Origin of the sequence: Pricia antarctica, from assembly GCF_900101815.1 — a bacterium.
Lineage (GTDB): Bacteria > Bacteroidota > Bacteroidia > Flavobacteriales > Flavobacteriaceae > Pricia > Pricia antarctica.
On sequence record NZ_FNAO01000008.1, the window covers coordinates 212,050 to 224,153 of the forward strand.

Genomic DNA, 12,104 nt, shown 5'->3' on the forward strand with positions numbered 1-12,104 from the left:
TTACCCCGTCTGGATACCTCTAATTGGTAAGGCCAGAAAAAATTAAATCTATATGGTCGGCACAGAAGCAAAACTAAAAGAGCGCATCAAAGAACTTACCTGTCTCTACGAGGTTACCTCCATCATCGTGAACTCCGACTATGATCAATTGCAAACTTCGCTCGAAGCTATTATTTATTGTCTAAAAAGAGCGTGGCAATTCGATGATGATACCGAAGTATTTTTACAAAACGGGGATTTTCATATTGAAACAAATGGATTTAATCAAGATTTATTTCTTATCAAATCAAATATACGGGTCTTCAACAAATCTGACGGATGTATTCAAGTAGGCTATCCAAAGGATAAGTATCGGCCATCCGATTTTTTGGAGGAAGAGAAAAAATTGCTTGAAAATGTTGCCTTGGCGGTAGGCAACTTGTTGGAAAGGAAACAAGTACATGATAGTGAAGCAGCCATTAAAAGACAAGTAGAGCGCGCGGACCGTCTTCATATCTTAGGGGAAATTACGGCGGGCATCGCCCATGAACTCAACACGCCACTTGCGAATATTCTGGGCTTTACGGAACTATTGAAGGAGAGGATGAGCGATCCCAACGGCATTCGTGACTTAGAGAAGATTGTGGACAATGCCATTTTCAGTCGTGAGGTGGTCAAAAAATTGATGTTCTTTGCTTGTGAAATGCCGCAGCAAATGAAGTCGGTATCTTTAATTCCCGTTGCAGAAAATGTATTGAAACTGCTGGGGCCTTCCCTACAATCCAAAAATATCAAACTGACCAAGGCTTTTAGCGATACAACTATAAAACTGCGCGCCGATACCGTACAGTTGACCCAAGTGCTTTTCAACCTTATCATGAATGCCATCTACTTTTCGCCGGAAGCCGGAAGCATTGATATTAGTATTGATGGACTTGGCAAAATGGCACAAATCCGAATTTCGGACGAGGGAACCGGGATTGCTCCCAAAATTGGGGATAAGGTTTTTGAACCTTTCTTTACGACCAGACCGGTCGGCGAAGGTTCCGGTTTAGGGCTTAGCGTAGTTCATGGAATCATCAGCAGTCACAAAGGCGCTATTTCACACGGACCGAACTTACCAAAAGGTACTATATTTACCGTCGACTTTCCTAAATTGTAGGCATGGCATTGCGCAAAGAAAATATTCTTATCGTAGACGATGATATCCATATTCTAGAACTGCTACAAAGGCACTTACAGTCTATGGACTATCATACTTTTAAGGCCATTTCCGTAAAGGAGGCCCTGTTCATTCTTAAGGACACCGATATCGATTTATTGATTACGGACATTCGGATGCCCGATGTGAACGGTCTACAACTCCTACAATTTGTGAGCGAGCACTATCCTGAAATACCTAAATTGGTCGTCACCGGATATCCCTCAGTGAACGGAGCATTTGAAGTTATCAAATCAGGGGCTATAGATTATCTGAGTAAACCGTTCACAAAAACTGAACTGAAACAAATTGTAGAAAAAACGTTCGCAAATGCTGCTCAAGATCAAAAACAGAAACCTGTTTCCCAAAACATACAAACCAATGATTACGCTGACATGGTCGGGGCGTCGGAGGCGTTCGGCTCAGTAATCAATAGTATAGACCGGGTAAAGAACAACAAGGCCACCGTCATCGTAAAAGGGGAAAGTGGTACTGGTAAAGAATTGGTAGCACGCGCCATTCATTATTCCGGTAAGTTTTCTCGTGCGCCCTTTATAGCGGTCAATTGTGGTGCAATACCCGAAAATTTACAAGAAACCGAACTTTTTGGCTACAAAAAGGGGGCCTTTACAGGGGCCAATGAAAATCGGAGCGGTTTCTTTCAGGCCGCTGAAGGCGGTACTTTATTTTTAGATGAAATCGGCACGGCTTCCCTTACTGTCCAGACCAAGTTACTTCGCGCATTGCAAGAAAAAGAAATAACGAAGGTCGGTTCGCAAAAAGTGGAGAAGGTAGATATTCGCATTATAGCCGCCACCAATGCTGATTTATTGGAAAACATTAAGAACAAAACCTTCAGGGAAGATCTTTATTATCGTTTAACGGTCGTTGAAATCAATGTGCCGCCTTTGCGGGAACGAAAATCCGATATTCCGCTATTGGTGAAAAAGTTTTTACGCAAATACGGGGAAGAATATAAAGACCGGCTCTTTCGGATTTCCGACGAAGCCCTAGGAATCTTAAAACGCTATCAATGGCCGGGAAATATCAGGGAGCTCGAGAATATAATCCAGCGTACCGTCATCATGTCCGATGGTCTTATCGATGTGAAAGACCTTCCCGATTTTCTAAAATTTCAAATTGAGTTTCCCGAGGCAGATTTTCTACCCTTGGGGGAAATGGAAAAAGAATATGTACGTCGCATACTAATCCACACCAAAGGCAATAAGACCAAAGCGGCCGAAATTCTTCAAATAGACCGTAAGACTTTACGCAATAAATTGAGCTGATGAATCGGGGAATCATTCCTCACTCGAGGAATAATTCCCCGATTCAGAAATACCACTTTTTAAAAGATAAAATTTACGTATTGATTATCAATTACTTATGTGTATATCCAATTCCATTCTTTCAAAGGCATGCTTTTTGTATCTAACGGGACGAACCAAGTCTGATCAATTTACAGATCGGAGATTTTTTTGAAATCGATACTCTGGAAAAAAAGTACAAATAGATCGATTTCGCAATACCAAGTTCATCTTCGAAGGATGTGGCATCGCCAGCTACAAAGCCGCGAAAAAGATAGAGCAGTACAAACCCATGCAGCGCATACGTTCACCATCTGATAAGGATTACATACCATTATCAATAGACTCGGCTAAAACGACAAGTTTTAACCCTAAAATTCAAACAAAGAGAACTTCTGTTAAAATAAAAAATAATGACAACAAGAGTAACAAAACAAAAAAAACAACATAAACAGGGTATGCTAGACAATGTCATGCGCCAGTTTGACAATGCTGCGGATATTATAGGCCTTAATCCTAACATTCGAAAGATACTAGAGGTTACGAACAATGAACTTGTGGTCCACTTTCCCGTTCGGATGGACAATGGCGAGGTAGAGGTCTTTACCGGATATAGGGTGCAACATAATAATGCGTTAGGCCCGTATAAGGGAGGATTGCGGTATCACCCAACCGTAGACATTGACGCCGCTAGGGCATTGGCCATGTGGATGACCTGGAAAACATCACTAGCGGGACTTCCCTATGGTGGTGCCAAGGGGGGAATTCAACTAGATCCCACCAAATACTCAAATTCAGAGTTGGAACGGATTACCAGACGGTTCACCTATGCCTTGGGCGATAATATAGGTCCCGAACTGGACATTCCCGCACCCGATGTCAATACCAATGCACAGACGATGGCCTGGATATTGGACACCTACATGTCAACAAAATCACCGGCCGAGCGTTCGACGAACATGCATGTGGTTACTGGAAAACCCATCGGAGCAGGAGGTTCAGAAGGCCGGGACAGGGCAACGGGCTATGGCGTTTTCCTGACCATAAAATTCTGGACGGAAAGCAAAAAAGTCGATTTGAAGGATAAGAAATTTATTGTTCAGGGCTTTGGTAATGTGGGTTATTGGGCCGCACATTTTCTAGAAAAGGAAGGTGCCGTTTTGATAGCAGTACAAGATGCTTACGGAAGTATTACAAACGAAAGCGGAATATCGGTAGAAAAACTTTTCGAGTTTTCCCAAGCAAATAAAGGAAGCATTCTTGGTTTTAGCGATTCCCACGCAATCGACAATACCGATTTTTTCGGATTAGACTGCGATATCATAATTCCCGCGGCGCTGGGCAACCAGATAACGGCAGAAAATGCACAGCATATTAAAGCCTATCTGATCGCCGAAGGCGCCAACGGGCCTACCGACGTGGAAGCCGAAGAAATCCTATTAAAAAAAGGAATTGATATCATTCCCGATATCCTTTGTAATTCTGGCGGAGTAATCGGCAGCTATTATGAATGGCTACAGAATCGCAACGGCGAAATATGGCAATTGGAAGAGGTTATGGAAAAATTGGAGAAAAAACTAAGGGAATCATTTTCCAAAGTATCCGAAATATCCGAGGATAGGAAAGTAGATATGCGCACTGCGGCCTTTATCATAGCCATTGAACGTCTAGAGAAAACGTATGTACAACGGGGAATTTTTCCATAAATAAATAATAAAATGAAATACAAAAATCTGATTATAGAAAAAAAAGAGTATGTGCTCTTAAAACGGTATATGAATCTCTCGGGATACTACCAAGACGAAACCTTGCGTAAATCGGTAAGAAAATTATTAGGAGAACTGGACTCGGCACAGATATGCGACGAGGCCGATATGCCGAAAGATGTCATTCGTTTCAATACCATGGTTACCATCGTTTCGAAAAAAGGATGGCACAAAACATTCACGTTGGTCTTGCCGACGGACAGCGATATGAAAAATGATAAGATATCCATTCTTACTCCGATGGGTGCAGCAGTGATTGGATATGCAGAGGGAGATTCGGTAACTTGGGAATTCCCTTCGGGCGAACAGCAGCTGATCATTGAAAAAGTGGAGCAAGAGAACAAGTACATCAAGGCAAATATGATAGTATGAGCGAGAAAAAAATATTTTATAGTCATGAGCCCGACAGTAAGATTATGGTGAAAAAAGATAGGGCTGAAGTCAATAACTGGACGGATGATCTGGAATATATCATTCAGGAGCTTGAATATCTGTTGGGTATCGAAGACCGAGTGTTAAACAATAGGCCACTGTATCTTCAGTTACATGACCTACGACGTGAAAACCAACTGAAATTAGGGATATTATATAGATATGAAGCAAGCATGCGAAACGCTATCGAATGTGATACCACCGATTGTGATGCCTTCTATCTGCACAAACACGAACAAAACCGGAACGTCTATATCGACCATCTAAAAAAATATAGACGTATTAAATCGGACGTTCTGTCAAAGATTCTCCAATTTGTCGAGAGGTAAGAATACATGAGAAACAGCGAATAGCAGAAGAATACACTTATACATCACAAATTCACCATAATGGGAAAGAAGCTATTGTTGACAACCGATTTTTCAAAAAACTCCTGGGATGCCCTAGTGTACGCCCTAAAATTACATGCCGATCAAGAATGCGATTTTTACATTCTGAATACTTATGTTAAAGATACTTCCGGTATAGACAGTATAGCCTTTTTAGATCCCGACGAGGCGTTCAACAAACTCTACGAAAACCGTTCAAAGGAAGGGCTGGGCGATATATTGCAACGTTTGACCTTTTCCGAAGAAAATACAAACCATCGGATGCATGTGTTATCACGTTCGACGCCATTTGTTGATGCAGTCAAAGATGTGGTGGAAAAGATGCAGATCGATATGATAATCATGGGTGCCAAGGGTATGAAAAATGAACGGGCGCGTAAATATGGCAAAAATACGCTAGCCGTTATTGGGAGCGTAAGAAAGTGTCCCGTTCTAGTAGTGCCAAGAAATGTAAGTTTCAATCGACCCGAAGAAATAGTTTTGGCGACAAATTTTAAAACCGATTTCAGAACTTCCGAAATTAAATATTTAGCTGAAATCGCCAAAAGAATGGAAGCCAGTGTGCAGATACTTAGCTTAGCGGATAAAGGCAAATTCACTCAAAAACAAGAAACTAACAAAAAGCGTTTAAAAAAATACTTTAAGGATGTAAATCATAGTTTTAACATGCTGCATAATGTGAAAATGTCCGATGCGTTGAATTGTTTCGTAGAGATACGCCACAGCAACATAATCAGCTATATAGACAAAAAACCATCGTTTTGGGAACAATTAGGTTTTAGCGAGCCTACTTTGGGTAAATTGGGGTATTATGAAAAGGTACCGGTGCTGGCATTGAACGATAAATAAATATCATAAAAAAGGCCTTGCATTTGCAAGACCTTTTGTGACCGCGGAGGGATTCAAACCCCCAACCCTCAGAGCCGAAATCTGATGCGCTATTCAGTTGCGCCACGCGGCCGTTTATTTTGTTCGCAGTTTGTGGTCTCGGCGGTTCTCCGTTTATACGTGTCATGCACCACTGCTACTGCAAACCGATACCTTTATGATAATTTCTTCTTCACAATAGTCGAAATCGTCTTCCCATCGGCCTGCCCGGCCAATTTTTTGGAGACCATCCCCATGACCTTACCCATATCTTGCATGCCCGACGCACCCGTTGATTCGATGGTCTGCACGACTACTTTTTCGATATCTTCCTTAGAAAGCTGTGCGGGCAAGAATTGTTCGATAACCGCTACTTGCGCCAATTCCGGCTCAGCAAGATCGTCCCTACCCTGCTCCTTAAAAATGGCTGCACTGTCCTTACGCTGCTTTACCAGTTTCTGAACGAGTTTCACCTCGTCTTCTTCGGTCATTTCAGCAGCGGAACCGGTCTCGGTCTGCGCCAACAGCAAAGCGGACTTAATGGCTCGCAAGGACTCCAAGGCAACTTTGTCCTTGGCCTTCATGGCGGTCTTCATCTGTTCCATCACTTGTTGCTGTAAGCTCATTGTTTTACTAATTTTCGGACTGCGAATATAGAAAATATCCCAAGATATAGGATGCAAAAAACCCGAAAAAATTAGATTTTTCCGGGTTTGGGTTTGAGCTAGTAAAGTGTTAGGGTTAAAAACGTTAATCTACATTATCATGTAAAAATGAATTGTTCGAACGCAACTGTATCTCATCGTTGCTATCTTCGCCGAGCGTGGTGCGCGATACCTTGCTGTCTTGCCTTGGGCTGTTACTCAAATCAATACCTTGTCGCTTGTAGGCAGGCTCCTTTTCGATTTCATCGATACTGCTTACGCTATTTTGGAACTTATAATTGAAATCTTTCAATTTTCTACGTCGCTCGTCGGCCCGCTCTTTCAACAAGGCATCGATAGGGCTGTCCATCGGATCAACAGCACCAAACGATTCCTCTTTTGGCGGGTTAGTTTCGGGCATCGGTTTCTTTTCTGGCACTTTAGCTTCGACGATCGGTTTTCTTTCGATCTGCATCTCTTCCTCGACTACTTCCGGTTTATTTTGGGAAGTTATCGATTTTGCACTGGTCAGTCTATTTTCTAAATCCATATAATCGTCTAGACTGTAACGGGTCTCGCCTTTTTTATTGTATTCGAGCACTGTGATTACTTCTACGGGATTTTTCACTTCGATGTCCTTTACATCATCGTCCAGGCTAAAGGTAATCACGTTATCCTGTTCCTCTTTTTCCTCCTCTTCTTGGGTCTCTGCCAAGGGCATATCAAAACTCATAGCCATCTGCTCTTCTTTCAATCGCTCGTATGCCACGGTCACTGGATCGACCACTACCATGTCGTGGAGAGCATCTTTAGAATCTATAATCACGAAATCATCATCGCTATCGCTTATGTGGGCGACTTCTTCGACAATCTCTTCGTAAAACACATTGAAGTTCTTGATGTAGTTGGAAGTGGGTATTAAATCCATACCGGGTTCTTCGACCTCATCGATTAAGGTATGTTTGATGACCTTGGGCTTTGCAGCCTCCGGTTCCGCCAAGGTATGTACGATATTCCTTCTTTCCGTAAGGTCGCGATGGGCCTTTTGCTCGTCTTCAAGGGTATGGATTATCTTTTTTGCCTCGGTATTTACGATTTCGTTCTGTTGGTCGACGTCAAAACCCGTAGCGATAATGGTTACGGCAATAGCTTCGCCTAGATCTTCATCTTCTCCGACACCCATGATAATATTGGCGCCATGGCCTGCTTCTACCTGAATGTAGTCGTTGATCTCTCCGATCTCGTCGATAGTGATTTCCTGTCCGCCGGAAACGATCAGCAATAAAACATTCTTGGCCCCGCTTATTTTATTATCGTTCAAGAGCGGAGAATCCAAGGCTTTGGTAATCGCCTCACTGGCTCGCATGGAGCCGGTTGCCGTGGCGGAGCCCATAATAGCGGTACCGCTATTTGACAACACCGTTTTTGCATCCCGAAGGTCAATGTTCTGCGTGTAGTGATGCGTAATTACTTCTGCAATACCTCTTGCGGCGGTCGATAAGACCTCGTCTGCCTTAGAAAAACCAGCTTTGAAACCGAGGTTTCCGTAGACTTCACGCAACTTGTTGTTATTGATAACAATCAATGAATCTACGTTTGCACGAAGCTTTTCGATACCGATTCGGGCCTGTTCACAGCGCATCTTACCCTCGAATTCGAAGGGCATGGTAACGATGCCTACGGTAAGCACGTCAAGTTCCTTGGCTTGTTTGGCAATTACGGGAGCTGCTCCGGTACCCGTTCCGCCTCCCATTCCAGCGGTAATAAATATCATTTTGGTGGTTCGGGCGAGCATCTGTTTGATCTCTTCCATACTTTCCAAAGCGGCCTGTTCCCCTACTTCGGGATTGGCACCAGCACCCAATCCTTCGGTCAATGAAACGCCCAATTGTATTTTGTTCGGCACGGGGCTGTTGTTCAGTGCCTGGGAGTCGGTGTTGCAGATGACAAAATCCACACCATTGATGCCCGACTGAAACATGTGGTTTATGGCATTACTGCCACCGCCGCCCACGCCGATTACTTTTATTACATTGCTTTGATTCTTGGGGAGATCAAAGGAGATTCCCTCAAATTCAGTATTGTTCATAGTATTTTTTATTACTGGTTAAATTTTATATTTTTTACTCCGCATTGTCCAAAAAATCCTTCAACTTTTCGGACCATTTATCAAAAACGGATTTTCGTTCTCTCGTTGGCTTATTTAGGCCTGCCAACTCTTCCTCCTCTTCATGACCGGCCAAGACCAGTTCCTCTTCTTGGTCCTTTACGGCTTTGGCTGCCTTGGCCTTACCTCCGTTAGAAACGGCATTCATCAAAAGACCTACGGCAGTAGCGTAAAGGGGACTGGCAATTTCGGGATCGGAATCACCCGCCAAATGTTCGTTGGGGTAGCCGATTCGCGTATCCATCCCCGTGATATATTCCACCAATTGCTTTAGATGCTTCAATTGGCTTCCACCACCGGTCAGGACTATACCGGCAATCAATTTCTTTTTCTGCTCTTCGTGGCCGTAGGTCTTGATTTCGGTATATACCTGTTCGACAATTTCTACCACGCGGGCGTGGATTATTTTGGATAGATTTTTAAGCGTAATTTCCTTAGGCTCCCTACCGCGTAGACCGGGAATGGACACTATCTCATTATCTTTATTCTCCCCCGGCCATGCCGATCCGAATTTAATTTTCAGTAGTTCCGCCTGTTTTTCGATGATGGAGCATCCTTCTTTAATATCCTCGGTAATCACGCCCCCACCAAAGGGAATCACGGCCGTATGGCGAATGATACCATCCTTGAAAATGGCCAAATCCGTTGTACCCCCACCGATATCCAATAAGGCCACACCGGCCTCTTTTTCTTCCTTGCTTAAAACGGCATCGGAAGAGGCCAAAGGTTCTAAGGTAATGTTACCCAATTCGAGACCGGCACTTTTAATGCACCTTCCGACATTCTTAATGGACGATACTTGCCCTACGACCACATGAAAATTCGCTTCCAAACGGCCACCGTACATGCCGATGGGCTCTTTTATTTCCGCCTGCCCATCCACCTTGTATTCCTGCGGCAGCACGTGAATGATTTCTTCGCCCGGTAGCATCACCAATTTATACACCTGGTTACAAAGCTTGTCGAGATCTTCTTCGTTAATCACCTCTTCGGAGTCCGCCCGCGTAATGTAATCGCTATGGTGCAAGCTGCGGATATGTTGGCCGGCAATGCCTACGACAACGGTGCCGATTTTTAATCCGGCATTGGCTTCCGCCTGTTCGACGGCCTGTTGTATCGATTTGATCGTTTGGGTGATGTTATTCACCACCCCGCGGTGCACCCCCAAACTTTTGGATTGGCCGATACCCAGCACCTCAATTTTTCCATATTCGTTTTCCCTGCCGATGATGGCGACGATCTTGGTCGTTCCTATATCTAATCCTACCGAATAATTTATTTCCATAACTTAAATTTTGGTGCACACTACTTGATTGTTAAACTCCAGGCTGACGATGTCATAGTTCTCCAAGGTATCGTCCTTATTCGCCTTGGCATAAAACGCTTTGAACTTATTGAACTTTTTCTCAAGATTTTCAACGCCACCTAAGTTCACGGTGAACTGTTCGGTACGAAAACGCAGCTGATACCTTCCCGCTGCTTCGACGTGAATACCTATCACATTTTTACGAAGAAAATCATCGGCGTTGATAAAATTCAATATTTCATAGGCATCCTCAAGACTATCGCCTGTTATTTTGCCCGTAATTATGGGTACCCGAGCGGAATGGCTCGTCGACAACGGCATGCGCTTTCCATCTTCATCGAGATAAAATTTCGCGTCTGCCTCTACACGCCCGATAGGCTTGCGTTGCACGATTTTCGACGCAAGTTTACCGCTGACGGAAAGGAAGACCTGGGCGTTTTTTACCATTTCATTGGCCTCGATGGTTTTTTCGATAGTGTTCAAAGCTAATTTTTCTTTGGGCACATTTTCAAGACTGCCAAATTTTTGTATCAACAATTTATTAACTATTCCCTGTGTGATGTATAAATTTTGGTCTCCGACGAATTCGATGTCGATTCCGTGTATTGTTTTATGTTCGCTTCTGTCATTCGAAAAGGCGTAAAGCCCAGTGATTACTGCCAACAAGGCCATAAATTTTATGTAATTCCAATTAATCTGCATTTTCAAGCGCTGTTTTTAATTTTGTTATTTCGAGTCCGATATCTCCGGCACCCATGGTGACGAGTATTTCAGGGTTCTGTTTTTTAATCTCTTTTATTAGATTGGTTTTTTGTAGGACTTTTTTCTTTGAATGGTCTATCTTTTCCAATAACCATTCAGACGTAATTCCTGCCATCGGTTTTTCCCTTGCAGGATAGATATCCAGCATTAGGATGCTATCGAATTGGGATAGACTTTTTGCGAAATCATCGGCAAAGTCCCTCGTTCTTGAGAACAAGTGCGGCTGAAAGACAGCTAGTATTTTTTTTCCGGGATGCATTTCGGATATCGCCTGATATACCGCATCGATTTCGGTGGGATGATGGGCATAATCATCGATAAAAATGAAATCCTTGCGTTTAATTTTGTAGGAAAATCTACGCTGCACCCCTTTGAAGGTTTCCAAGGCTTTGGCCAAATCACTGGGCGCAATACCGGTCTGTGTTGCCATGGCAAAAGCTACCAATCCGTTGAGCAGGTTATGCCTTCCAGGCTTGTTGAATTTTACTTCGGTCAGGATGGTTTCCGTGGTTATAATATCAAAGATGTAAGTACCCTTTTCAATCCGAATATTTTGAATACAAAAATCCGAACCGTCTTCGATGCCGTAGGTGATGCCGTCTAGTGGCAATCCCTTTCGCACGAACAGTTTACCGCCAGGTTGTATCCGTTCCGTAAATTCCTTAAAGGATTTTTTCAGCTCGTTCTCGTCTCCATAGATATCCAAATGATCGGCATCCATGGAGGTTACACAGGCCACATCGGGAAACAACCGTAAAAAGGAGCGGTCGAACTCGTCGGCCTCGACGACGGAGTAGTCCGTGCCTTCAAAGACAAAATTGCTATTGAAGTCTTCGGATATGCCCCCTAAAAAAGCGGTAAACGAGGTATTCGTTTCCTTCAGCAAATGGGCCAAAATACAGGAGGTGGTCGTTTTTCCATGGGTTCCCGCGACCGCAAAGCAAAAGCTGTCTTTGGTAATTAGGCCCAATACTTCGGAGCGCTTTTTCAATTCGAAATCACGGTTCAAAAAATACAGGTATTCGGAGTGATCTACGGGTACGGCCGGTGTATATATGACCAAGGTGTTGGTCGTATCGTAGAATTTCTCTGGCACCGAATGTATGTCATCCTCGAAATGTACGTCGATTCCCAGACTACTTAGTTCTAGGGTCAGGGGCGTTTCGGTCTTGTCGTACCCTGCCACGTTCTTGCCAATGAACCTGAAATAACGCGCCAAGGCGGACATACCAATGCCTCCAATGCCGATGAAATAGACGTTATTTAGGGTTTTTAGGTTCATGG

At 43.6% G+C, this 12,104-nt stretch carries 11 protein-coding genes and 1 tRNA gene; 6 read left to right on the forward strand and 6 right to left on the reverse strand.

Annotation, left to right across the window (positions count from 1 at the left end):
* Nucleotides 1-52 precede the first annotated feature (52 nt).
* From BLT07_RS16410 to BLT07_RS16435, 6 genes are all read left to right on the forward strand, one after another.
* Nucleotides 53-1,141, forward strand: a complete 1,089-nt coding sequence (locus BLT07_RS16410; protein WP_091871762.1) for a sensor histidine kinase — start codon at nucleotides 53-55, stop codon at nucleotides 1,139-1,141.
* Nucleotides 1,142-1,143: 2 nt separating this feature from the next.
* The gene (locus tag BLT07_RS16415) at nucleotides 1,144-2,469 is read left to right on the forward strand and encodes a sigma-54-dependent transcriptional regulator (RefSeq protein WP_091871763.1); all 1,326 of its coding nucleotides are present in this window, start codon (nucleotides 1,144-1,146) and stop codon (nucleotides 2,467-2,469) included.
* Between the two features lie 431 nt (nucleotides 2,470-2,900).
* Nucleotides 2,901-4,193, forward strand: coding sequence for a Glu/Leu/Phe/Val family dehydrogenase (locus tag BLT07_RS16420; RefSeq protein ID WP_091871774.1), 1,293 nt, complete (start codon nucleotides 2,901-2,903; stop codon nucleotides 4,191-4,193).
* A gap of 12 nt (nucleotides 4,194-4,205) precedes the next feature.
* Nucleotides 4,206-4,625 carry a GreA/GreB family elongation factor gene (locus BLT07_RS16425; protein WP_091871777.1) on the forward strand — a complete coding sequence of 140 codons (420 nt, stop codon included), beginning with the start codon at nucleotides 4,206-4,208 and terminating at the stop codon, nucleotides 4,623-4,625.
* Nucleotides 4,622-5,014 carry a hypothetical protein gene (locus BLT07_RS16430; RefSeq protein ID WP_091871780.1) on the forward strand — a complete coding sequence of 131 codons (393 nt, stop codon included), beginning with the start codon at nucleotides 4,622-4,624 and terminating at the stop codon, nucleotides 5,012-5,014. Before BLT07_RS16425 ends, BLT07_RS16430 begins: the two co-directional genes overlap by 4 nt.
* A 60-nt stretch (nucleotides 5,015-5,074) precedes the next feature.
* Nucleotides 5,075-5,923 carry a universal stress protein gene (locus BLT07_RS16435; RefSeq protein ID WP_091871789.1) on the forward strand — a complete coding sequence of 283 codons (849 nt, stop codon included), beginning with the start codon at nucleotides 5,075-5,077 and terminating at the stop codon, nucleotides 5,921-5,923.
* 38 nt (nucleotides 5,924-5,961) lie between these two features.
* Here BLT07_RS16435 and BLT07_RS16440 read toward each other — a convergent pair.
* The 6 genes from BLT07_RS16440 to murC form a co-directional block, all read right to left on the reverse strand.
* Nucleotides 5,962-6,035: transfer RNA gene (locus BLT07_RS16440), tRNA-Arg, on the reverse strand.
* An 82-nt stretch (nucleotides 6,036-6,117) separates the two neighbouring features.
* Nucleotides 6,118-6,567, reverse strand: coding sequence for a GatB/YqeY domain-containing protein (locus BLT07_RS16445; protein WP_091871793.1), 450 nt, complete (start codon nucleotides 6,565-6,567; stop codon nucleotides 6,118-6,120).
* A 124-nt stretch (nucleotides 6,568-6,691) separates the two neighbouring features.
* Nucleotides 6,692-8,674 carry a cell division protein FtsZ gene (ftsZ, locus tag BLT07_RS16450; protein WP_091871801.1) on the reverse strand — a complete coding sequence of 661 codons (1,983 nt, stop codon included), beginning with the start codon at nucleotides 8,672-8,674 and terminating at the stop codon, nucleotides 6,692-6,694.
* Between the two features lie 34 nt (nucleotides 8,675-8,708).
* Nucleotides 8,709-10,037, reverse strand: a complete 1,329-nt coding sequence (gene ftsA / locus BLT07_RS16455; protein WP_091871802.1) for a cell division protein FtsA — start codon at nucleotides 10,035-10,037, stop codon at nucleotides 8,709-8,711.
* Between the two features lie 3 nt (nucleotides 10,038-10,040).
* Complete coding sequence (locus BLT07_RS16460) at nucleotides 10,041-10,760, reverse strand: cell division protein FtsQ/DivIB (RefSeq protein WP_091871813.1); 720 nt, start codon at nucleotides 10,758-10,760, stop codon at nucleotides 10,041-10,043.
* Nucleotides 10,750-12,102, reverse strand: coding sequence for a UDP-N-acetylmuramate--L-alanine ligase (gene murC, locus BLT07_RS16465; RefSeq protein WP_091871815.1), 1,353 nt, complete (start codon nucleotides 12,100-12,102; stop codon nucleotides 10,750-10,752). The genes BLT07_RS16460 and murC overlap by 11 nt, the downstream gene beginning before the upstream one ends.
* Nucleotides 12,103-12,104: the final 2 nt, after the last annotated feature.